The sequence below is a fragment of the Microcystis sp. LE19-8.1F genome (assembly GCF_027531715.1).
Classification (GTDB): Bacteria; Cyanobacteriota; Cyanobacteriia; order Cyanobacteriales; family Microcystaceae; genus Microcystis; species Microcystis wesenbergii_A.
This window is the reverse complement of record NZ_JAPZSO010000022.1, coordinates 16516-40013: the sequence shown is the minus strand read 5'-3', so window position 1 is coordinate 40013 and position 23498 is coordinate 16516. Positions and strand designations below refer to the sequence as shown.

Annotated in this window: 22 protein-coding genes and 1 pseudogene; 14 read left to right on the top strand and 9 right to left on the bottom strand. The window is 42.7% G+C overall.

The annotated features are described in order from the left end of the window. Nucleotides 1-5 precede the first annotated feature (5 nt). Both O9334_RS02935 and O9334_RS02930 read right to left on the bottom strand, forming a co-directional pair. Nucleotides 6-1205, bottom strand: coding sequence for a membrane protein (locus O9334_RS02935; protein WP_045357006.1), 1200 nt, complete (start codon nucleotides 1203-1205; stop codon nucleotides 6-8). Between the two features lie 248 nt (nucleotides 1206-1453). Continuing rightward, a complete protein-coding gene (locus tag O9334_RS02930) occupies nucleotides 1454-2587 on the bottom strand; it encodes a glycosyltransferase (protein WP_287999234.1) in 1134 nt (377 codons plus the stop codon). Between the two features lie 293 nt (nucleotides 2588-2880). On the opposite strand from O9334_RS02930, the gene O9334_RS02925 reads away from it, so the two are divergent. From O9334_RS02925 to plsY, 4 genes are all read left to right on the top strand, one after another. After that, complete coding sequence (locus O9334_RS02925) at nucleotides 2881-3060, top strand: hypothetical protein (protein ID WP_002798263.1); 180 nt, start codon at nucleotides 2881-2883, stop codon at nucleotides 3058-3060. Between the two features lie 281 nt (nucleotides 3061-3341). After that, nucleotides 3342-4367, top strand: coding sequence for a daunorubicin resistance protein DrrA family ABC transporter ATP-binding protein (locus O9334_RS02920; protein WP_045357014.1), 1026 nt, complete (start codon nucleotides 3342-3344; stop codon nucleotides 4365-4367). A gap of 82 nt (nucleotides 4368-4449) precedes the next feature. Then, nucleotides 4450-5145 carry a 3-oxoacyl-ACP reductase FabG gene (fabG, locus tag O9334_RS02915; RefSeq protein ID WP_002798601.1) on the top strand — a complete coding sequence of 232 codons (696 nt, stop codon included), beginning with the start codon at nucleotides 4450-4452 and terminating at the stop codon, nucleotides 5143-5145. Nucleotides 5146-5214: 69 nt separating this feature from the next. Then, on the top strand, nucleotides 5215-5871 hold the full coding sequence (gene plsY / locus O9334_RS02910) for a glycerol-3-phosphate 1-O-acyltransferase PlsY (RefSeq protein ID WP_045357015.1): 657 nt from the start codon (nucleotides 5215-5217) through the stop codon (nucleotides 5869-5871). A 338-nt stretch (nucleotides 5872-6209) separates the two neighbouring features. Here plsY and O9334_RS02905 read toward each other — a convergent pair whose 3' ends face one another. From O9334_RS02905 to O9334_RS02895, 4 genes are read right to left on the bottom strand one after another with little or no spacing between them, the layout of a single operon-like run. Then, nucleotides 6210-7394: a glycosyltransferase family 4 protein gene (locus tag O9334_RS02905; RefSeq protein WP_045357016.1), complete on the bottom strand. Its 1185-nt coding sequence runs from the start codon at nucleotides 7392-7394 to the stop codon at nucleotides 6210-6212. Between the two features lie 6 nt (nucleotides 7395-7400). After that, on the bottom strand, nucleotides 7401-7571 hold the full coding sequence (locus O9334_RS22765) for a hypothetical protein (RefSeq protein ID WP_338011288.1): 171 nt from the start codon (nucleotides 7569-7571) through the stop codon (nucleotides 7401-7403). Further along, a complete protein-coding gene (locus O9334_RS02900) occupies nucleotides 7522-7902 on the bottom strand; it encodes a ribonuclease toxin HepT-like protein (RefSeq protein ID WP_238567742.1) in 381 nt (126 codons plus the stop codon). Before O9334_RS02900 ends, O9334_RS22765 begins: the two co-directional genes overlap by 50 nt. After that, nucleotides 7880-8251 (bottom strand): nucleotidyltransferase family protein, encoded by a 372-nt coding sequence (locus tag O9334_RS02895; RefSeq protein WP_045357019.1) that lies wholly within the window; start codon nucleotides 8249-8251, stop codon nucleotides 7880-7882. The genes O9334_RS02900 and O9334_RS02895 overlap by 23 nt, the downstream gene beginning before the upstream one ends. A gap of 224 nt (nucleotides 8252-8475) precedes the next feature. Between O9334_RS02895 and crtH the strand changes: the two genes are divergently transcribed. From crtH to O9334_RS02880, 3 genes are all read left to right on the top strand, one after another. Continuing rightward, complete coding sequence (gene crtH / locus O9334_RS02890) at nucleotides 8476-9987, top strand: carotenoid isomerase (RefSeq protein ID WP_045357023.1); 1512 nt, start codon at nucleotides 8476-8478, stop codon at nucleotides 9985-9987. A 280-nt stretch (nucleotides 9988-10267) separates the two neighbouring features. Continuing rightward, nucleotides 10268-11947, top strand: a complete 1680-nt coding sequence (locus tag O9334_RS02885; RefSeq protein WP_287999227.1) for an ABC1 kinase family protein — start codon at nucleotides 10268-10270, stop codon at nucleotides 11945-11947. 142 nt (nucleotides 11948-12089) lie between these two features. Then, nucleotides 12090-12575 carry a DsrE family protein gene (locus tag O9334_RS02880; protein WP_002777498.1) on the top strand — a complete coding sequence of 162 codons (486 nt, stop codon included), beginning with the start codon at nucleotides 12090-12092 and terminating at the stop codon, nucleotides 12573-12575. A 96-nt stretch (nucleotides 12576-12671) separates the two neighbouring features. Here O9334_RS02880 and O9334_RS02875 read toward each other — a convergent pair whose 3' ends face one another. Further along, the gene (locus tag O9334_RS02875) at nucleotides 12672-13730 is read right to left on the bottom strand and encodes a tocopherol cyclase family protein (protein ID WP_045357028.1); all 1059 of its coding nucleotides are present in this window, start codon (nucleotides 13728-13730) and stop codon (nucleotides 12672-12674) included. Nucleotides 13731-13732: 2 nt separating this feature from the next. On the opposite strand from O9334_RS02875, the gene O9334_RS02870 reads away from it, so the two are divergent. After that, nucleotides 13733-14983 (top strand): FGGY-family carbohydrate kinase, encoded by a 1251-nt coding sequence (locus O9334_RS02870; protein WP_045357032.1) that lies wholly within the window; start codon nucleotides 13733-13735, stop codon nucleotides 14981-14983. Nucleotides 14984-15338: 355 nt separating this feature from the next. Here the strand turns inward: O9334_RS02870 and O9334_RS02865 are convergent, their stop codons facing one another. Next, on the bottom strand, nucleotides 15339-15920 hold the full coding sequence (locus O9334_RS02865; RefSeq protein WP_287999221.1) for a thioredoxin family protein: 582 nt from the start codon (nucleotides 15918-15920) through the stop codon (nucleotides 15339-15341). A 152-nt stretch (nucleotides 15921-16072) separates the two neighbouring features. Between O9334_RS02865 and O9334_RS02860 the strand changes: the two are divergent. Together O9334_RS02860 and O9334_RS02855 are read left to right on the top strand one after the other, a co-directional pair. Further along, nucleotides 16073-16282, top strand: a pseudogene (locus O9334_RS02860) (ISAs1 family transposase); the annotation flags it as partial. A 160-nt stretch (nucleotides 16283-16442) separates the two neighbouring features. After that, entirely contained in the window at nucleotides 16443-17888 is a 1446-nt protein-coding gene (locus O9334_RS02855; protein ID WP_045357038.1) for a DUF3370 domain-containing protein, read from the top strand. Between the two features lie 302 nt (nucleotides 17889-18190). On the opposite strand, the gene glmU is transcribed toward O9334_RS02855, so the two are convergent. After that, nucleotides 18191-19543 (bottom strand): bifunctional UDP-N-acetylglucosamine diphosphorylase/glucosamine-1-phosphate N-acetyltransferase GlmU, encoded by a 1353-nt coding sequence (gene glmU, locus O9334_RS02850; protein ID WP_287999246.1) that lies wholly within the window; start codon nucleotides 19541-19543, stop codon nucleotides 18191-18193. 191 nt (nucleotides 19544-19734) lie between these two features. Here glmU and O9334_RS02845 point away from each other — a divergent pair, with 191 nt between their 5' ends. The 4 genes from O9334_RS02845 (at nucleotide 19735) to O9334_RS02830 (ending at nucleotide 23456) form a co-directional block, all read left to right on the top strand. Beyond that, the gene (locus O9334_RS02845) at nucleotides 19735-19902 is read left to right on the top strand and encodes a hypothetical protein (protein ID WP_002756735.1); all 168 of its coding nucleotides are present in this window, start codon (nucleotides 19735-19737) and stop codon (nucleotides 19900-19902) included. A gap of 92 nt (nucleotides 19903-19994) precedes the next feature. Continuing rightward, the gene (locus O9334_RS02840) at nucleotides 19995-20738 is read left to right on the top strand and encodes a DUF561 domain-containing protein (protein WP_045357051.1); all 744 of its coding nucleotides are present in this window, start codon (nucleotides 19995-19997) and stop codon (nucleotides 20736-20738) included. A gap of 246 nt (nucleotides 20739-20984) precedes the next feature. After that, entirely contained in the window at nucleotides 20985-22244 is a 1260-nt protein-coding gene (locus tag O9334_RS02835) for a dihydrolipoamide acetyltransferase family protein (RefSeq protein WP_287999218.1), read from the top strand. A 264-nt stretch (nucleotides 22245-22508) separates the two neighbouring features. Then, a complete protein-coding gene (locus O9334_RS02830; protein ID WP_287999216.1) occupies nucleotides 22509-23456 on the top strand; it encodes a PRC-barrel domain-containing protein in 948 nt (315 codons plus the stop codon). The last annotated feature ends 42 nt before the right edge of the window (nucleotides 23457-23498 follow it).

Sequence of the window (23498 nt, the reverse complement as noted above, 5' to 3'; positions counted from 1 at the left end):
GGGCGTTACTGGTTCATCTTTTCTAGGATAGTTGCGGCGGTGGGAGATTTACGAGTCAGATAATTAAATATTAATAGTTTAAAGATGGTATCTAGGATAACGGGAACCGTGGCCACAAACAAGCTAATAAATGTAATATTCTCGCGCCAACCAAAGTGCCGGAACAAAGTTTCTAAGATTACCGTCCAACCCTCCGCCGAGTGAAACCCGACAAATATATCGGTAAAGAGAATAAAGATAAAGGCTTTGGTTATATCATTTAAGCTGAGAAAATAACGACTAACATAAGCTCGCGTAATTGCCAATTGTTGACGACCAAAAATTAAGATGGCGATAAAGGCTATTAATCCAGTGATATCGGATAGTAAGTTTTTCCAACCATCTTGACTTTCATAACCCGCTTCTTTAAATAATTCCTGCACCTGTTCCCGAAAATTTTCTTCTGATTCATGCCCTGCTTTTACTACTCCTAAAACGTGCTTGATTTCTTCAATTTCTTGAAGTCTAGCAAATTCCCTGAGATATTTTTCGCCAATTTCCTGAGAAATATAAACTTCTGATATTTTCGCTCTATCCACACCAAAATAGTTTAAAATAGGGCTAAAGACGAAGTTTCTACTAATAACCTGCACCAAGAGAGGAACTAAAATAATAATCAGGATAAAACGAATGGCAATCCGTTGCTGTTGTCGCAGGGTACGGAGTTGTTTAATAACGGTTTGTTCGTATTCTGGGGTTAATTCTTGCTGGAAGTTAAAAAATTTATTACCGGTTGCAGGAGAAATTGTCTGGTTAGTTTTATCTCTGGAGGTATCACCAGTGAGATTCGCTTTAGGCAGATTTGGGGTTTGATTATTCGGTAATGGGGGCAGCAATTCCTCTAAGTCTAGGCGATATTTACCGATAATATCCTCGATCACCTTTAAAGTCTCTAGGATGTTATTATTTTCTGGGTTAGTTTGCGGATTGATAAAATTACCCAGACGCACTTGAGTTAAATCGAGACGTATCTGTAATAATTCTCGTTCTAGGGTACTTTGAAAGTAATCATAAACACTTTTTCCTCCCAGGGCAGCCGGGGAAATTTTTTGTCCCCCAAAATGTTTATCTTCGATCGCTTTAATTTTGAGCGCTCTCTGATAAGCTGATTCTAGGGCCCCTAAAGAGCGTTTTTCTACCCATTGATTAACTCGATTCCAAGGCACGGCTATAATCCTCGCTTTTCTGTCATCACAAGCACCACGATAAGCTATCAGCGTTGGCTAGATCTCAACTTTAGAGAAATATCCATAATATTACATTTTGGGCGCATTGGCTGCGTCCTCATCATTGGGGAAATACAGAGTTTCTCATCAAGATAAAGTGTAACCTAATTTGTTATCGACGACCGATGACCGACTCCCTCAAACGAAAACCTCGTAGCTCACCATTAAGATAACTGCTCTAATTAAAGTTAGCAATAATTTTTAGATATTGAATGTTCCTCGACAAATAAACTATAGTTACTTTGAAAGATTTCAGGAGTAAATTTATTAGCCTGTTGCCGACAATCTTCCGGGTCAATTTTATCCGCATGATCGACAAAATATTTAACCGCTTCCTGCAAGGATTGGGGATTTTGTTCCCCAAAAAGTAATCCTGTTCCCTGGGGAGAATTTTCCCGCAGATCCCGCACGGTTTCTAAAGCACCTCCGGCAGCAAATGCAATCACGGGAGTACCACAAGCTTGCGCTTCCACTAAAGCAATACCAAAATCCTCACAAGCAGCGTAAATAAACGCTTTTGCTTTCGACATATATTCTGCTACCATTCGATCGGACACTGCCCCTAAAATCTGAATATTATCCTTGGCTAACTGTCGGATTAAAGCCATCTGTGGACCATCTCCAATAACCACTAGGGGTAATCCCAATTGATTAAATGCTTCCACAATTAAAGGGACTTTTTTATAACTAACCAAACGAGAGACTACTAAATAAAAATCTTCTTTTTTCTCTTGGTAGGGAAAACGCTCAATTTGTACGGGAGGATAAATAACTTTTGCCTCCCGTCGATAACAGCGCCAAATTCGTCTAGCGGTGTGGTGGGAATTAGCCAGAAAATAGTCCACACGATTAGCAGAAATCACATCCCACTGACGCAACCCATGCAAGAGATAACGGGTGAAAATACCGGGTAATCCTCGTCCTAACTTACTATTAGCCAGATAGTCAAAAGTTAAATCCCAAGCATAACGCATCGGAGTGTGACAATAACAAATGTGAACCTGATCCGGTCGAATTAAAACCCCTTTAGCCACACAATGGGAGGAGGATAAAATTACATCGTAATCCTCTAAATTTAACTGCTCGATCGCCAGGGGAAGAAAAGGTAAGTATTTTTGTACGCCATTTCTCGCTTTCGGGAAATTTTGCAGAAAAGTTGTCCCGATCGAGCGACCATAGAGATAACTATCGGGATTAGTGGACTCAAAATCGATCAAAGCGTATAAATCCGCCTCTAGACATTGTAAAATCTCCTTAACCACTAATTCTGATCCCCCCGTCGCCTTTGGGGTTAACCACTCGTGAACCAGAGCGTACTTCATAGGATAATCAATAATCTCAGCCGTAATTATAGCAGTAAGGGATCGGCAGTTTAAGAGTTTACTTTCTGGCTTTCCGTTCCCTAAAATTACCGACAATTATCTGATCAAGGCAAAAAACACTAGAAAGAAATTATTAAATTTTTCAAGAAAAATTGCAAAGTTTGGTAAAAATTACTAGCCAGATCAGATTAGCGACTCCATAATGGGGATCAAGGAAAAAATAGGCTTAAACCGATTGGGATCAAGAAAAACTAGCTTTATATAGAGAAGATAACTAATTAACGAGGTTTGCTATGATCACCCTGCAACAAGTGCGCTGTCCTAATTGTGGAAATTTTGCCGAAAGACAGCATATTTTAGAACACCATCTCGTTAGCACCGCCTGTTCTCATTGTGATTATCTGTTAATTAGTTGCAGTCTGACGGGAAATGTACTAGAGTGCTATGCGCCTGGTATTGGTTTAAGAAGTTAACTAAGGGAGAGATTCTGGAGACAAGAACAGAAATTAAATAGGGCTGGCTGAAAAAGTTTTATACAAATATATTAACAACTGGCTGTAAGCATCTCACGGAAAAACTAATGCGCTCCGGGTTGTGGGGGTTCTACCCCCCAAAAGCTGGGATTGAATGATAAAATCGCAAGTAACGCCCAATTTTAGCCGAGAGTTTCCCCTTGAAGTGGGGAATCTGGGTTAAAATAGACCGAGAAAGTTAACAAAAAAATTGTCTCGCTCAAGTGGGCGAAAATCAGCTTATGACCCTTGCGGTGGCGATCGAAAAGTTAAAAAAATCCTACGGTCAGACGGCAGCGGTTAAAGATATCTCCTTTACCGTGGCAGCGGCAGAAATCTTCGGTTTACTCGGTCCCAATGGTGCGGGGAAAACCACCACGATTCGCTGTCTTTGTACCCTTGCTAAACCCGATGGCGGCAAAATCGAGGTGGGGGGTGTCGATGCCCTGAATAACCCCAAATCCGCCCGTAAACGCCTGGGTTACGTTGCCCAAGAAGTCGCCCTCGATAAAATGCTTACGGGCCGGGAACTGTTGCAACTACAAGCGGCTCTATATCACATTCCCGCTCAAAAGTCAAGAGAGCGCATCAAAGAATTAATAAATCTTTTAGGATTAGAGGAATACGCCGACAAAAAAACGGGGACCTATTCCGGCGGCATCAAAAAACGGCTGGATTTAGCGGCGGGATTACTGCACCAGCCGGAAGTTTTGGTGCTGGATGAACCGACTGTGGGACTCGATATCGAAAGTCGTTTGATTGTCTGGGATTTTCTGCGACAATTGCGGGCGGCCGGAACCAGTGTATTAATTACCAGCCATTATCTCGAAGAAATTGACGCCTTGGCCGATAACTTGGCAATTATCGACAATGGTATCGTCATCGCTCGCGGTACCCCCTCACAACTGAAGGAGCAACTGGGCGGCGATCGCATTACCCTAAAAGTGCGAGAATTTTCCCCAGAGGAAGAGGCCCTAAAAGCGAAGGAGTTATTATCCCGTCTGCCTTTTGTCGAGGAAGTGATAGTTAATACCGCCCAGGGTAACTCCCTTAATCTCATCGTGGCGGCGAATAGCAATCCTTTAAGCAAAATTGAACAAACCCTAGCCGAATCGGGATTACCCGTGTTCAGCATGGCCCAATCCCGTCCTAGTCTCGATGATGTCTATCTAGCGGCCACCGGACGCACCCTGATGGATGCGGAAATTGCCGCCGCCAGCAGTCGCGACCTGAAGGCGGAGAAAAAACAAGCGATGAAGGAATCCTAGTTCAGGGAGAAAGGCTGTAATATTGCCTAATTGACTGGTTAAATCGTCTATAATTGGAGCGATCGACTATCTATCAATCAATATGAAAGATAAACGGGTATTGCTGACCGGCGGTACGGGAGGACTGGGTTTAGGAGTCACTCCGGCGGTTTTACACCATGGCGGTCATCTGACCATGACCTATCGGGAGGAAAGGGAGGTGGGTCGTCTGAAATCTCGGCTGAGTGCGGCGGAATTTGAGCGTATTCGCTTTGTCAGGGTGGATTTAACCCAAGAAACTGCCGTGGCTAGATTAATTGATGATCTCGGTCGGGTCGATGTTTTAATTCATCTAGTCGGGGGTTTTACCATGGGGGCGACGGAGGAGTTTAGCTATGAAGATTGGCTAAAAATGTTCGATTTAAACCTCCATAGCACTTTTTTACTGTGTAAACACTGTTTACGCTCGATGAAACTTCATAATTATGGTCGTATCGTCACTATCGGTTCTCGTGGTGCCGTACAACCGGGGGCAAATTTGGCCGCCTATTGTGCCTCGAAAGCGGCGGTAGTGGCTTTAACCCAAGCGATCGCAGAAGAAACCAAACAGACTAATATTACTGCTAACGTGGTTTTGCCCAGTATTATTGACACTCCGGGCAACCGGGAAGCGATGGGAGAGGCAAATGCCAAGGACTGGGTAAGTCCCCAATCTCTAGCCGAGGTGATCTGTTTTCTAGCGGGGGAAGGGGCGAAAGACTTGCGCGGGGCGGCAATTCCCGTCTATGGTTCCCTGTGAGTGTTTTTTTGTCTTCGGGCTGATACACTGATAACGGCGCTCGCTCTTGCTAAAAATTGGGGTTAATTTATGCTTATTCCGATTCTTATCAGTCTTACTATCTTACTTTTATCCTATCTGCTCGGTTCGATTCCCACGGGTTATTTAATCGGTAAATACAGCAAAGGTATCGATATTCGTGACTATGGTTCCGGTTCCACTGGGGCCACCAATGTGTTGAGAACTCTGGGAAAAACTGCCGGGGCGACGGTGTTATTAATTGATATGTTAAAAGGAATGGCGGCGGTGGCCCTGGTACGAGGACTATATTTTATTGATATCAATCCTCTCCCAGAAAGTTGGTATTACTGGTTAATTATTGGGGCAGGATTGGGGGCAGTCATCGGTCATAGTAAATCGATTTTTTTGAATTTTAGCGGGGGTAAATCCGTCGCCACCAGTTTAGGGGTTTTATTAGTGATGAATCCCCTAGTGGCTTGCGGAACTTTGGCGAGTTTTTTGGTTATGCTCGCACTTTTCCGGATTGTTTCTTTAGGTTCGATTATCGGGGCGCTGGTGGTGAATATTTTAATGGTTGTTTTGGGTCAACCTCTCCCCTATATTTTATTTAGTTTGATGGGGGGAATCTATGTGATTGTTCGTCATCAGGGTAATATTAAAAGATTGTTGGCAGGGACGGAACCGAAAATAGGCCAGAAAGTACAGCCATCATCGGAAGTAGGTTAAATAAGTAGTCGTGCAAAATTAATTTCCTAGTGAAGATAGGCAAGAGGCAAGAGGCAAGAGGTGGTTAGATATGTGTAATTAATTTTGCTTAGGTACTTAATTTTTTCAAGTCAGAATAACCACTGTCAAATAAAGTTGACGGTTCGGAAAAAAAAGTCAATTCAAATGGATTAAAGCTCTTGCCCTTAGTCGGTGGTAAGCTGAACGCTGATCATTTCTTTTATCAATATTCGAGAGGGGGAAAGATAGCGAGGGAATCATGGTTCGATGCCATAATTTCTAGACTTGTTCATTTATTGGTTAACTTATCAGTGAAAGATTGTGTTTTTTGACTTAACTTATTTAGCTAGTAAATCTCGATAAATTTGCTCAGTTTTTTCTGCTAATCGTTGCCAAGTGAATTTTTCTTCTACTTTTCTTTGACCGGCTATTCCGAGACTAGCGGCTAAATTATTAGCTAATAATACTTGACAAATTGTCTCGGCTATGGATTGAGATTCTTGGGGGACTAAAAAGCCATCAACCCCTTGAGAAATAACCTCAGCAACCGCAGGAATATCACAACCGATGACGGGTTTAGCAAAACTCCAAGCTTCTGTATAAACTCCCCCAAAACTTTCTTGGGTTGAAGGCACACAGAGGAGAGTACAAGCAGCCAAAGCGTCGGTTTTGGTCTGTAAATCCACACTACCTAAACGAATGATTCTATGGTCTTGATATTGGGCATAAATCTGTTCAGAATTGCCCACACTTGGACCGACAAAAACAAATTTCGTTTCGGGGATTTTTTGCCAAATTTGACTAGCTGCTTGTAGGAGTTGTTGATAACCTTTGTAGGGATAGTGTTGCCCCAAAAAAAGTACCATCGGTTCATTGATTTGATAACGTTGTTTAAAATCTTCGGGATCAGCATTAGTAGCAAGAATTGGCCCATGTCCGGTCAGATGAATTTTGTCTTCTTTTACTCCTAATTTAATCAGGATTTTTTTTTCGCTATTGGTTAGGGTAATCACGGCATCAGCTAATTGATAAAGTTTAATATATTCTCGATAGCGCCACCCCACCCACCGGGGATGATGCACAGGGGTAAAAACGAAGGGAATATCTAGTTTTTTAGCGATATTATAGGAAGCGTAACTGAGTCCCTCGCGACCAATTCTGACGTTATGAATTAAATCTTTATCTTGGGCATAATTAGTTAAATAACTCTCTAAAATATCGGCAATTTTGGGCAGAGCAAGAGACATTAAGGGATAATATATGGGCAGATAAGGTAAGAGTTTAAGTTTATCCTGAAGACTAATGCCAATTTGATGAACTGGAATATGATCAATTGTATAATTTTGAGTTTTTTGGGGTGCTTTCAGGGTGGTTCCTAGGAGCCAATCCGTGCGATTTTGGTTCCAGTGGGTAATAACTTGGATTGGGTGTTTTTGGTGCAGTTGTTGGGCTAAAAGATGTTGATGCAGTTGCGCTCCACCGATGGCAGGGGGGTAGGCTGTTAAGGTGTAAAGTAGTTTCATATCAGTTTAATTAAGACTGTCTGCTGTGGTTTTTAACCAAAGGATAAAACTATTAATATCTTCTTGGACTTCTAGCCATGTATTATAATAGTTATTAACCAGATTTTCTAATTTTTGTTTTTCCAATTCAACCCCGTATATATTGCAAACAACCTGCCGAAAGCTGAGGTATTTCATTAAGTTTATACACCGTATCTTCTCGTAATACAGCAGGACGATAATCTTGAGGTTTACTCATAGGATTTAATAGCCTTCTATGCCCGTCATAACTAGATGGTAAACCACCATTTAACTCAGAAGCGATAATTTGAAAAATTCGTTCACATCCTGTATAGAAGTTATGGAGTTTTAGGGCTAAACTTTCGGCACAAATATCGGCTAGTGCTGGGTTGGTTAGCATTGCCGCTTGAACTAAACGCATTGGGCTTTCTAGCTGATTTAATCTATTAACTTCCGGGGCAATATCAAGGGCGATTTCTTGTAATTCACTGGCACTCATCGGACGCATAAAGACATTCTCCTGTTTGCAAAACTCTTTTAAGGAAATGAGGTTCTAAGTCTTCTATAGGCTTTAAATCAATCTGGTGATCGCTAATTAAATTAACTTTTCCTAAAGCTTGAAAAAAACGTTCTGGGGGTATGCCAGCCACTGCTAGATCAATATCAGAAGTTTCCTGAAACTTACCTTTAACTAGAGAACCAAACAGGATAATTTTGGTAATTGGGAAATTTTCTTTTAGATAATCAATAACTGGCGGAAGCTTTTTCCTGGCTTCTTGGGCTAATTTTTGATTATATTCCTGCTGTTCTTTCTGGCGTTTTTGCCAGTATTCAAGATAGGGGTTACTTGCCGACATAATCATTATAGTATCGAGAATTTAGCTTAAGTTTCAAGCTCTTTTTCTAAGTTGCTGTAGATTTTTCTTGCCCTGTCTAAATTAATTTTCAATTGTCCATAATCAGTATTAGTGCCGTAGGCATATCGTCCGCCAAATTTTTTGCTCCCAAAAATTAGCCGATAACTGACCGCTAGTCAAGGGTTACAATGGAAGACTGAAACAAAAATTTATAAAGTTGGGTTATGAGTAATCAGTACGATGCGATCGTGATTGGGTCGGGAATCGGGGGATTGGTGACAGCGACGCAATTAGCGGCAAAAGGGGCAAAAGTCCTAGTTTTAGAGAGTTATCTGATTCCGGGGGGCAGCGCGGGTTATTTTGAACGAGAGGGTTATCGTTTTGATGTGGGCGCTTCGATGATTTTTGGTTTTGGCAAAAAGGGGACGACTAACCTCCTAACCAAGGCTTTGGCAGCGGTGGATATGAGTATCGAAACCATTGCCGATCCCGTCCAGATTCATTATCATCTCCCGGACGGATTAGACCTAAAAGTTCACCGCGACTACGAACAATTTTTACAGGAATTAATTAGCCATTTTCCCGCAGAAAAAACCGGTATCCGGCGCTTTTACGATGAATGCTGGCAGGTGTTTAATTGCCTAAATAGTATGGATTTACTATCATTGGAAGAACCCCGCTATCTGACTAGGGTTTTTTTCCAGCATCCTTTATCCTGTTTGGGATTGGTCAAGTATTTACCCCAAAATGCGGGAGATGTGGCCAGAAAATATATTAAAGACCCGAAATTATTGAAATTTATCGATATGGAATGTTATTGTTGGTCGGTAGTACCCGCCGATCGCACTCCGATGATTAATGCGGGAATGGTCTTTAGCGATCGCCATTACGGGGGAATTAACTATCCCCGGGGGGGAGTGGGACAGATTGCCCTCAAGTTAGTCGAGGGATTGGCAAAAGCTGGTGGTGAAATCCAGTATCAAGCGAGAGTAGCTGAGATTATTTTAGATGCAGGACGGGCGATCGGGGTAAGATTGACCAATGGTAAGGAATATTGCGCTAAAAAGATTGTTTCTAATGCCACCCGTTGGGATACCTTCGAGAAACTACTCCCCCCAGAATCTCTCCCCCGCAGCGAAAAAAATTGGCAAAAACGCTATCAAAAATCCCCCAGTTTCCTAAGTTTACACCTGGGAGTCAAGGCCGATGTGTTACCATCAGGAAGCGAATGTCACCATATTTTACTAGAAGATTGGGAAAATATGGAAGCAGAACAGGGAACTATCTTTGTTTCTATTCCTACCTTACTCGATCCCTCCCTAGCACCCCGGGACCATCATATCATTCATACTTTCACCCCTAGCTGGATCGATCAATGGCAAAAACTGCCCCCCCAAGAATATCAACAGAAAAAAGAGGCCGCCGCTAATCGTCTCATCGATCGCCTGAAAAAACTCTTTCCCAAACTAGATACAGGATTAGATTATATCGAAATTGGCACGGCTCGCACCCATCGCCGCTTTTTGAATAGAATCGATGGCACTTACGGCCCAATACCGCGAAGAAAGCTGTTAGGCTTGTTAGGAATGCCCTTTAATCGCACAGCTATTCCTAATCTTTATTGTGTGGGAGATAGTACCTTCCCCGGTCAAGGATTAAATGCGGTGGCCTTTTCCGGTTTTGCTTGCGGTCATCGTCTAGCGGTAGATCTGGGTTTACCCCGTCCCAGAGATTAAAAGCTGAAAATCAGGATTTTTACCAGCGAATTCTTAAACCGGAAGGGAATACTTGACAGCGTTTCTCAGATAGATGAGTTTTGGCGACTGGAATCCTTACTTGGGCAAGGTTTAATCCATACTTCATCTTTATGAGAAACCCTGTGGATCGGTTTTGCTGAAGGCCTCGGCAACTTATTTTAGAGGAATTACTCACCAATGCAGCCAATAGAAACCGATCACTGATAACTGATCACTGATAACTGATCACTGATAACTGATCACTGATAACTGATAACTGATGCTTACTCCCTTTGATTCCTCGAAATCTTTACATTGGCAGCAAAGCTTGCGATCACCAATTATTCGTCAATTGGAAATATTTAGCTTTACAATGCAGTTTTTGACTTTTTTGCTCTGGGATCGTTTAACGGGGGCTAATAGGGGCAAAAAACGGCAAAGGAGAGCGAAATGGTTAGTTGATCGCCTCATGAATTTGGGACCAACTTTTATTAAAATTGGACAATCTTTATCGACGCGAGCAGATTTAATTCCGCTCGAATATATCGAACAATTAACCAAATTACAGGATCGAGTTCCCGAATTTAATAGTCAAGAAGCGATCCGAGTTATTGAAACAGAATTAGGACAAACCATAGATAATTTATTTGAAAGTTTTACCGTATCTCCCCTCGCTTGTGCCAGTTTAGGACAAGTGCATCGAGCGCGGTTATTAAGTGGGGAAGAAGTCGTTATTAAGGTACAAAGACCGAATCTAGAAGGACTATTTAATCTCGATTTTGAATTGTTGCATCGTCTCACCCGTTGGTTGAATATTTTCCCCGGGGTGAAAAAATATAATTTAGAAGCTATCTATCAAGAATTCTTTGAGCTACTCTTTCAAGAAATCGATTATATTCATGAGGGCAAAAATGCCGATCGCTTTCGGGAAAATTTTAAGAATTATCCCCAGGTAAAAGTCCCTTTAGTTTACTGGCAATATACCACCCGCAAGGTCTTAACTTTGGAGTATGTGCCGGGGATTAAAGTCGATGATCGAGAGACTTTACTAGCTAATGGTATTAACGTAGATGGGATTATTCAACTGGGGATCTGTTCCTATCTCAAACAATTATTACAGGATGGTTTTTTTCAATCAGATCCCCATCCGGGTAATATGGCAGTTAGTCAGGAAGGGGAGTTAATTTTCTACGATTTCGGCACGATGTTCGAGGTAAAATCCGTCGCTAAAGATCAAATGATCGAAACCTTTTTCGCTGTCTTGAGAAAGGATACGGAAACAGTCTTAAAAACTTTGATGTATATGGGGTTAATTGAACCCGTTAGAGACCTGCAACCTGTGCGAAATATCGTGCAGTTTCTTTTGGATGAATTTCGCGATAAACCGGTAGATGTGAGGGCCTTTGAACAAATAAGCGATCAAGTGTATTTAATGTTTAAACAGCAACCTTTTCGCTTACCTCCCCAAATGACTTTTATTATTAAATCTGTCACTACTTTGGATGGGATTGCCCGCTCTTTAGATCCCCAGTATAATTTATTAGCAGCTAGTCAACCTTTTGTGAAAAGTCTAGCGGTATCAGGAGGAACTACCAAGACAATGCTTACCCTAGCTAATCAAGCGCGCACTTTTCTTCAACAACAATGGCAAAAAGGTAATAAAAACCAGAGAATGATCCGTCAATTAGAGGAAAAAATCGAGCGAGGAAATTTAGTTTTTCAAGTTAAGTCACGCGAAAATGAACGACTTCTGAAAAGAATTTATCTGGGAATTAAAGTATTAATTAATGTCTGTTTATTGGGATTTAGCATTGTCTCAGCCATATTTTTATTAGACACCAACTATAGTAAACTAGCTATTATTCCCTTCAGTTTAGCGGGGTTATTTGGTTTATTTTTTCTACGTTCTTCTATGGCTTTATTGATTCAGGAAAGATTAGATAAAATGTTAGATAAGTAAATAATTATCATTTTTATTAGTAGATGGTTTTTGTTATCCGCAACAAAAATTAAAGTTTGACAGGCTGTCTGTTGACAAGATTTTCCAGAAGTTATCATAATGAAAATGTTTTCATTGCACCCAGCAGCAAGAGGACAAGAAAATGTTATTAAAATCTTTAGCCCTTGGTTCCCTTGTCGGATTATCCTTAGTTACATCTATCCCAGTCTTGGCTAATCCTTCCCTTTCTCCAGTACAAACTAACGAAGCAATAATCGCTGTCGGTCAACAAAAATCCGATTTATTTGTTAATTTAACCACCGATGATCCTTGGCGAGCTGCAATGGCCATTGGTGTCGCCACCAATATGCTGAAAAAAGGTCACTCAACCACCATTTTTTTGAATATTACAGGGGTACACCTGGCAGCGACGACCATTCCTCAACACACTAACGGTATCACCGGTAAAACCCTGCAAGCAATGTTAGTAGATTTCATCAGTCAAGGGGGAAAAGTCTTAATTTGTCCCTCCTGTATGAAACAAGCAGCCATAAAACCCGAAGATCTAATTGCCGGTGTGGTGACAAGTTCCCCCGATTCCCTAGAAGCAAATTTATTTAAGGAAACGGTTAAAGTAATTAGCTGGTAATCGAGCATTTTCTAGAGAATATCGAGGCTGCCTCTCAATGTTGTCTGAGATGCAGCCAGATAACTGGATATTCTCCCCTCGTAATGGTGATTTAAATCACTGTTTAATCCAAGCTGATGGCCAAATACCGCCAATTTCGAGACCAGCTAGACGACTAGAGGCATTTATAAGGGTTTTACCACGACTATCAGCCAATTTTATCGATAATTTACCTTTGAGGGTATCTTGACAAGCAAAACAGAGACCTTTTTCCGTGGGTACACGCACGCGATCGGGAGGATGATCACTGATCCCGATTAAGACAATGGTATAATTCTCGTTAGTTGCCCTCATTTCCCAATATCCCCAGGGTTGCACTGTCCAAGTTAGTTGAGAATTCCAGATATCAAACTTATAAAAGCGATTTTGCCAGTGAATACCGATAATTCCCACCGATTCCGTCCAGTTGAGAACTTTTCGGGTAGAACCCACTGCGGTTAAGGTTAAATCGGGATTTTCAGGGAAAGCATTACAATTAATCCAAAACCACTTTTCGGGGAAAGAATAGCCCCAATTTTTCTCGCTATAAAAAGGTACATTCTCAAATGGGTAATTTTTTCCCCCATAGGTAATCATTCCCGTTGCTAAACCATGAGCAGTTAAAATCTGCCAACCTGGGTCAAAAATCGGTAAATAAGATAATATTCCTGCTGTTGCTTGGGGTGGACGCTTGTTATCTCCCCAAGTGTACCTAGTTTCAATGCGATAATCCCATTGACAGATTTCTCCAGTGACAGGATCATAAATTCGTCCTTGCTGCTGGTTTGCCGTTGCTTGATAACCCTCTTGAATAGACTCAAAAAAAGCTGACGGGGAAAGAAGACAGGGACGGATTTTTAAGTTAGTTTTTCCCCAATGGATAATGGCTAATTCCTGACGACTTGCCCAAAATTTATCCGTATCGGGAAAAGTGCGACAAAGATAATTAGATTCTATGGCTAAAATTTGCACTGCTCCGCCGCTATTGACTTGACCGCCGCTTGGGTCTTGAATAGAATACATAAAGGCGAATCCGTCGGCTAATTGCGGAATCATGACTCGGAAGTACCAACCTTCAAAGAATCGAGGAGTGATACCATCCCAATGGTAGCCAGAATGAGGGGGTTGTGAAGACATCTATGGGTTTATCTTTAGGTATTGATTTTGGCACATCGGGAGCGCGAGCGATTGCTATTGATTCTAGCAAAAATATCGTCGCTGAGGTTCATTATCCCTTCACTAATGCCAATTTTCAGGATTGGCAAAAGGCCCTATTTTATTTATTGGATAATCTAGGGGATTCGGTGCGTTCAGAACTTAAATCGATCGCGATTAACGGTACTTCCTCGACGGTGTTATTATGTGATAATTGGGGTAATCCTCTTTCTGAGGCCATATTATACAATGATGGGCGAGGAATTGCCTTTTTAGAAGCAATTAAAGCTATAGCACCTCCTCACCATCCCGTGATTAGTGCTACCTCCAGTTTAGCTAAATTATTTTGGTGGAGTCAGCAAGAAATTTTTTCCCAAGCGCATTATTTTCTCTCGCAAGCTGATTGGTTAGCATTTCTGCTGCACGGTAAGCTGGGAATTAGTGATTATCACAATGCCTTAAAGTTAGGTTATGATCTCGAAAATCTCTGTTATCCCCATTGGTTAGAGAATTTACCGATGTTTAATTTACTGCCGGAAATTTTTACCCCGGGTACAGCGATCGATACTATTAAACCGGATTTAGTGACTCGTTTTGCTATCCCGAAAGATTGTTTAATTTATACGGGAACCACCGACAGTATAGCGGCATTTTTAGCCAGTGGTGCTAATTCTTTAGGGGCTGCAGTGACATCTTTAGGTTCAACTTTAGTTTTAAAATTATTAAGTAGCCAGAAAGTTGATGATAGTAACTATGGCATCTATAGTCATCGTTTAGGAAATTTGTGGTTAACCGGTGGGGCATCTAATACGGGGGGAGCAGTGTTAAAAAAGTTTTTTTCTCATGAAGAATTGAGAAATTATAGTTTAGCAATAGATGGAGAAAAAGAAAGTAATTTAGATTATTATCCCCTACTAAAAGCGGGCGAGCGCTTTCCCATTAATGATCCTTTTTTACCTGCAAAACTGACTCCCCAGCCCGATAATCCTCGAGAATTTTTGCATGGTTTACTAGAAAGTATTGCCCGCATTGAAGCTTTAGGTTATCAGCGTTTACAGGAATTGGGAGCCAATAAATTACAGCGAGTTTATAGTGCGGGTGGTGGGGCAAAAAATTCGACTTGGAGAATAATTCGTCAGCGTCATTTAGGGGTTCCCGTGCTTTTATCTAAACAGGAGCAAGCGGCCTATGGTACTGCCCTATTAGCACAGCAATCGGTTACGCTATTGAAATAGTCTCATAAGTAGGGTTTGCGGCAAAAAGTTTGTTGGTGGGGTTAGGAGTCGGTCGTCAGGAGTCAGGAGTTAGGAGTCAGGAGATTATTTTTATAGTCATTTCAGATAAGTCTGATACACTCTAGACCAGTTAAACCCTTATGAACTCTGGCATTGATATTCTCAATCTTAATTGAAATGACTATAGCGGTTTTCAGTCTGCTGAGGTACAAAAGTTATGGGTTTTAGGCAAAAGGCAACAGGCAACAGGCAAAAGGAAAGAAAAACAGGTGTATCTCACTAGCTTAGGAAACGCTATATATTTATTCTTCCCACACCCCACACCCCACACCCCACACCCTACACCCTTCGTTAATTAACCGTAATAGGGTGGCTCATTACCCGGTTTCCATTTGATATTACAGCCTAAACTCGGTTTTTGCTCCGTCGGCACCGGTTGGCCGGTTAAAACCTTGTCAATAGCGGCCCGGAGATCTTTGCCTGTCACCGGTACGCCATTACTAGGGCGACTATCATCTAATTGACCGCGATACACTAGAAGGCGCTGACTATCAAAGAGGAAAAAATCGGGAGTACAGGCTGCCGTGTAAGCTTTCGCCACTTCTTGGCTTTCGTCATAGCATAAATTTAATTTAAAGTCAAGAGTTATCGCCATTTTTTTCAAATTTTCGGGCGAATCATCGGGATATTTCTCCACGTCATTAGAACTAATGGCTAGGATGCCCAGATTGGTGTTAGCATAATCGCGACCTAGACGGGTAAGTTCTTCTTGAATGTGTTTAACAAAGGGACAATGTTCACAGAGGAAGATGACTAACAGAGCGGTTTTAGCCGCAAAGCTGTCCAGAGAAATAGTTTCACCCGAAACCACATCGGGTAAGGCAAAACTGGGAGCTTTTGTCCCCAAATCTAACATTGTGGACTCGGTGCGTGCCATAAAGTTTATACTCTTTTCTATAGAGAGGACTGAGATTTTTATAGCATTTCATGCTTCATCGCGCAAATTTAAGCCATTGACCAGCATCAGTAAACAGTAATCAGTAATCAGTGAACTGATAAGCCATTGACCTATCTAAATTACTGGTTAGAGCTGCAGTAGTCATAGTTCGCAGTGTCCGCCAATTGTGGAATAAAACTACTACAGAAATTCGCTTCTTCATCAGTAGTTTAGCAGCAGATGCCCAAAAACAGGCCGAGGTGATTCGCAGACATTGGAGTATTGAAAATAGTCTCCATTGGGTACTCGATGTTACATTTAATGAAGATGCCAGTGGGATTCCTCTGGGGTATGGAGCGGAAACACCTTTGTAACCCCTAAATTAGGTTTTATGTCAAGCTATTTTGAAAGCCTTGCTAGAAACCAGTTTTAGGGACAAGTATAATTACTCACTTGCATAAATGAGATGCTCCGGGCAAACGGCAAACTGGCAAATGGCAAACTTACTGGAAAAATCAAATTATGGGAACTTTGCAAGCAAAAAACCACATCCTCAAACCTGTATTCATCATCATATCAGGATTAGCGATTACTCAAACTATCGGCTGTACAACTTTCAATAGCTATCATCAGAAAAATCAAGTAAACGCCCAAACACCTGCAAAACCAGCACCCCAAGAAATTGTACAAACTGGAGAAGTGCGCCCTTTACCTGGTAGTTTAGATAAAATACCTGTTTTTAATAGCAACAGTCCAGAATGGATCAAAAATGAAGGTATTCTACTTTCTACTTTTACACCTAATAACAAAAAAGTTCCAGCCGCACATTTAAACTTTCCCATTCAAGGCAGATTTGATTTATTTGCTCATCATTATACCCACACTCCCAAGGATTTACAAACCTTATATATAGGAGTAATTTTACATAATCCCAGTAAAAAACCTATCACTATTAACATTTTACAAGGTGCGAGTTATTTAATGACAGAAGCACCGTTTGTCACCTTGCAACCCTACATAGAAAATAACGATGGTAAAGCATTTTCTGGACCAGGTGCAAGAGCAGTAGCGGATGTTTTGCGGGGAGTACGTCAAAAAGAATTTCCAGCAAGAATAGTCATTCCTGCTGGGGGAAGTCAAATGTTATTAAACCATCCTATCCCAGTCAGAAATTTAGAAAAACCTGTCAATGGCAGATCCAGTTTTTTCCGATTAAATAGCAGTGGTAAAATTTATGCAGCGAGTTTAGCCATGTTTGCGAAAAAAAATGCTGATGGTAGCGAGCGCGCACCCACATTAAAAGAATGGCAAGACTTATTAAATAACGGTAACTTTGCAGGACCAAGAGATAAAACCCCCACACCCCCAGATGCAAAAGGAGGTCAATTAATTTACAGCAGAGTCGCAGGTATATCCGAAGGTGCAACATGGAAAGCAAACCTCACAGACAACACCAAAACCCAAACCCTGACTATTCCCGAACCAGGTAAAATTATTTCTTATCCCATAGCCAACTTACGGGGTGGAAGGTTAGGAACAGAACAAAGCCAAACCGCAAAAATGCTAGTGCGGTATCCTGATACTGCTTACGAAGCACATGGTAACTATGGGGTAGAATATCAACTCAACATACCTTTAACTAATAACACTAATAAAAATCAGACAGTTAGCATCACTTTAGAAACTCCATTAAAAGAAGATAGACTATCTGAAAAAGGAATTAAATTTAGAAAACCATCATTAGACTTTCCCTTTTTCCGTGGTACAGTGCGTTTAAAATATAGCGATGATCAAGGTAAACAACAAACCCGTTATGTACATTTATGGCATAGAACAGGGCAGGTTTTAGATCCTTTATTAAAACTAGATTTAAAACCAGGAACTCAAATAAAAGTACAATTAGATGTTATTTATCCACCTGATTCTACACCGCCGCAGGTGGTTACAATTAAGACTTTGGAAAATTAAAATAAATTGCAACAGACAAAAATCACTGACTGCCTTGTCTGTTACGGCGAACTGACAGGAGTTAATCTGAGAGTAAGCAAAAAAAAGGGCGTTGCTGAATCAAGGTATGAATGACAATCTTGCACCCATCCAAAAGTTAGTTTGGGTCTAGGTTTTAAAAATCCCACAAAAGAAAATTCATATCTCAAATCAGCAACGCCGGTTGAATGGTACTCAACCCCTCTTTCTTTCCCTCCCCGTTTATCTTGACTCTAATCTCGGAATTTAGGAACAGTTTTCTTAGCTTAAATCCCAGAATTAACCTACTGAAACTGAACTGCCCAATTTTCGACCACACGCTGACGTTCCCGAGCAATAACTAAAGCATTATCGGGGACATTTTTAGTGATAGTTGAACCCGCAGCCACGGTGACATTTTTTCCTAATTCTAGAGGAGCCACTAAAACACTATTTGCCCCAGTTTTTGTACCACTGCCGATCATCGTTTGGTGTTTTTTCACGCCATCGTAATTAGCAGTAATTGTTCCCGCACCAACGTTAACTTTTTCCCCTAAAGTGGCATCTCCCAGATAGGATAAATGGGCAATATTGGTTTTATTGCCGATGTCACTTTTTTTAATTTCAACAAAATTACCGACTCGACAATTAGCCCCAATTTTCGCTTCTCCGCGCAAATGAGCGTAGGGACCGATACGACAACCGGAATCCACCTGACTATCAGAAATAACCGAAAATAAGACCGTTACATCGCTGCCTATGCGACTATTTTCGATTAAACTCCCCGGACCGAGACGACAACCAGAAGCGATTATCGTCTCACCGCGCAGATGGGTTTGGGGTTCAATAATCACATCGGCACTGAGGGTGACAGTATCCTCAATGGTGACACTATCGGGGTCAATTATGGTGACTCCAGCGGCCATCCAATCATCTTTGACTCTAGTTTGCAGGATATCATAGGCGGCGGCCAATTGTTTGCGATCATTGATGCCGCTAATTTCTAAACAATCCTCCACATCCACAGCCATGACGGGATCGAGAAAATTGACCACATCCGTGAGATAATACTCACCTTGATCGTTATTGGGCGTTAAATTAGGCAGTATCGCCGCTAATTTTGACCAATTAAAGCAGTATATACCCCCATTAACCCGGTGGTTTTGTCGTTGGGCATCGGTACAGTCTCTTTCTTCCACAATCTCCTTAACGAGATTATTGCCATCACAAAAAACTCGACCGTAACCTTTCGGGTTAGGAAGGTTAGCAGTTAACAGGGTGGCAGCGTTACCATGGTCTTGATGAATCTGGAGAAGATTTTGCAAGGTTTCGGGACGCAACAGGGGAACATCGCCATTTAAGACCAACAAATCCCCCTGAAAGTCCTCTAAATGGGGGATTAACTGCTGAATAGCATGGCCAGTGCCTAACTGTTCCTTTTGTTCGACAAATTCGATATCCTCAAGATGCTGTAGAGTATTTCGCACCTGTTCTCCCTGATAACCGATAATCACCAGTTTTCGCCGGGGATGTAAGGATTCGCTGACATTAAGGACCCGTTCCACTAGCGATCGACTGCCGAGGGGATGTAAAACTTTCGGAAGGCTGGACTTCATTCGGGTTCCCTTACCCGCCGCTAAAATTGCTACCGCTACCATGGTCATGCTTGCCAATATCGTTCGCGACCGAGTATATCGCACTCCGATCCCTTTGGGTGCAAGAATTTTTCCCCTCTTTGAGCCTGTGCCAGTTGAGAAACTACCATAAAAAGGTTTTCTTTAAGACATTGTTAAGGTACTATACACAAATTGAAACAATTAAACATAATCAGCACTCTATAGATACCGCTATGACAACTGTACTAACTAAGGAATCCTCCGCCATGAAACAGATTCGCACCACCTACCAAGCTGACCAACAGGTTAAATATCTCCATTTAGAAGCGGAAATCGAGGTACTGCTGCAACAACTGCAAAACCTCAAGCGCAAAAACCAAGAGAATCAACACCTAAATTAAAGAAAATTTCCCTAAGAATTCTCAAATCCCACCCTCTGATCAGCGAGAAGGTGGGAAAATGTTTTTTGAGAATTCCAGATAGGTGTAGATTAATGATCAATTTTGCCTTACAGCAAGCCTTCGCCCGTCGTCATGCCCTGAAAGTGATTAGTGGGTTAAATAATTTTGATCGCTCGCAGGTTCTCTCAGTAGTTAAAGCCGCTACAGCCGGAGGAGCAACTTTTGTCGATATTGCCGCTAATGCTGACCTAATTCGGGCGGTAAAAGCCTTGACAAATTTGCCCGTATGTGTATCGGCCGTCGATCCAGAATTGTTGGTGATGGCAGTGGCGGCCGGGGCCGATTTAATTGAGATCGGTAATTTCGATAGTTTTTATGCCCAAGGACGCATTTTTGAGGCGGCGGAAGTTTTAGCCCTCACCCGTCAAACTCGCGACCTACTGCCCGAAATTACCCTGTCTGTGACAGTTCCCCATCGGCTGCCCCTCGATGAACAGGTGAGACTAGCGGAAGCTTTAGTTAGTCAGGGTGCCGACATTATTCAAACCGAAGGCGGCACTAGCAGTCAACCCCGTCACGCCGGTATTTTGGGACTGATTGAAAAAGCTGCCCCGACTTTAGCGGCAGCCCACGCTATTTCCCATGCGGTTAAAGTTCCCGTCCTCTGCGCTTCCGGTTTATCCAGCGTTACCGCACCGATGGCGATCGCTGCTGGAGCGGCCGGCATCGGTGTGGGTTCGGCGATCAATCAATTGGATAATGAAGTGGCTATGGTGGCAGCCGTGCGCGGTTTAGTCGAATCTCTGCAAGCACAACCAATCCATATTGGCAACTAGAACAATTTTTGTCTAGATACGGCAGAGAAGGGGCCGTTTTCCCTTCTCTTTTTCCCTCTGTCACCAGTTATCAGTTATCAGTTATCAGTTACCAGATGTGAGTTTGCAGTTATCAGATGTGAGTTTGCAGTTCACTGATTACTGATTACTGCTCACTGATTACTGCTCACTGAAAAGCCCCCCAACCCCATCAACTGTGGTAAAATGCGCTATGGCTCAAAACATTAGAGATAGAAGCACTCCACCATGATTCGAGATATCTTCATGCCCGCGCTCAGTTCCACCATGACCGAAGGAAAAATAGTTTCTTGGGTGAAGTCCCCCGGGGAAAAAGTCAGCAAAGGGGAAACGGTGTTAGTGGTCGAATCCGACAAAGCCGACATGGACGTGGAATCGTTTTATGATGGCTATCTCGCTGTAATTTTAGTCGAAGCTGGCCAGGAAGCACCCGTGGGGGAAGCGATCGCCTATATCGCCGAAACTGAAGAGGAAATTGAACTGGCCAAAGCTCAGGGAAAAACTGCCGCAGCTGCCCCTAGCAAGCCCGTAGAGACCCCAGAAATCGCTCCGCCTCCCGTTTCGATCCCCGTTGCCGCCGTTAAAGAGAATGGCCGTTTAGTCGCCTCTCCCAGGGCCAAAAAACTGGCTAAAGAATTAAAGGTAGATCTGAAAACCCTAGTGGGTAGCGGCCCCCACGGACGAATTACCGCCGAAGACGTAGAAAAAGCGACAGGAAAAGTCAGCACCGCCCCCGCTCCCGTCATTACTCCCCCGCAACCCGTCAGCGTGCCTGTAGCGGCTCCTAAAGCCCCTATTCCAGCCAGCGCCCCAGTCGGACGGACTGTTACCCTCACCACTCTGCAAAAAGCCGTCGCCCAGAATATGTCGGTTAGCCTACAGGTTCCCACCTTCCAAGTGGGCTACACTATCACCACCGACCCACTGGATCAACTCTATCAACAGCTAAAATCTAAGGGTGTCACCATGACGGCCCTGTTAGCAAAAGCGGTAGCTAATACCCTCGCTAAACATCCGATCGTTAATGCCAGCTATAGCGATGCAGGAATTCAATACCACGGGGCGATTAACGTGGCCGTAGCCGTAGCTATGCCCGATGGTGGCTTAATTACGCCGGTTTTGCGCTCTGCTAACCAGATGGATATCTATTCCCTCTCCCGCAGTTGGAAAGATTTAGTCGATCGCGCCCGCAGTAAACAACTGCAACCGGAAGAATATAATAGCGGTACTTTTACCATTTCTAATCTGGGAATGTTCGGAGTCGATCGCTTTACCGCTATCTTACCCCCCAACCAAGGCGCGATCCTAGCCGTGGGCGCTTCCCGTCCCCAAATCGTCGTCAATAAAGATGGTTTATTCGGAGTGCAAAAACAGATGACGGTTAATCTCACCAGTGACCACCGAGTCATCTACGGGGCCGATGCAGCCTCCTTCCTGCAAGACTTGGCTAAACTGATCGAAACTGAGGTGCAGTCTTTAACTATGTAATCAGAATCTAGACAGCAGGAGCCAAGGGAGTTTCTCTCTAGCTCCTGCTTTGTTGTTACTAAAAAAATGTAAAGAATTAGCTAAAATGGGTTTAACCTTATCTATCACCCGAAACTATCGCCCAAACGAGGCCAAAAAAAGTGTTAATCTCAGGGAACTTTAATATCTAAGCTAATATCGGTAAATTAACCCTCAATCTCGCCCTATATATTAAGCCTACACTAATTCGTATTCCCACGACCTAACGCCTACCCATAGGAAAAAATGATCACAGAGAATAGTCGCTTACGTTCAGAATTTTTAAATACACAGGTTATCACTCGCAATACAGGCAAAAAACTCGGCGTTGTTAAAGATATCCTAGTAGATATCGATCAACGAGAAGTGGTTGCCCTGGGACTCCGCGATAATATCCTCTCCCTGTCGGGAATGCCCCAATATATGTATTTATCGAGCATCAGTCAGACGGGAGACGTGGTTCTCGTTGAAGATGATAACGTCTTGGAATCCGTCGATATCGATGCTTATACTCCCTTAATCGGTAGTGAAGTGATCACGGAAACCGGCGAACCTTTAGGCAAAGTCCGCGATTATCAATTTAATCCCCTTAGTGGTCAATTACATTCCATTATCATCGCTTCCCTGGGATTGCCTCTTATCCCCGAACAATTGATCAGTACCTACGAAATTTCCATTGAAGAAGTGGTTAGCAGCGGTCCCAATCGCTTAATTGTCTTTGAAGGGGCCGAGGAACGTCTTACCCAAGTTAGTGTGGGGGTTTTGGAACGTTTGGGTATTGGTCGTCCCCCCTGGGAAAGAGAAGAGGAAGAAGCTTATTATACCCCCGCTGCTCGTCCAGAAAATCAGTTAGGTACGGGTATTCCCCTCCGCACCCCCGTTGAGGCCGCTAAACCCGTTGAAGAACGCTGGAGTGAAGACGAATGGGAAAAAGAACCACTGCGGGCCAATCCCCCACCGCAAAAACGGGCCGAAGCTCGTTATTATGAGGAAGAATACGAGGAAGAAGAAGATAACTGGGGAGAAGCGCGCTCAGAACGCACAGAAAGCTTTTCTCGTCCTCAGTACGACGATTACCAAGATAAGGCCGAGGATGATATGTGGGATGATGACGTGGAACCGGATTACAATCCCCCCCGCGTCAATATCACCGAGAAGAAAAAGGAAAGAATCCCCGAATACGAAGACGGTTAATCTTTGATCATCCCCCTATCCATTAGTTACACATTTCTTAAC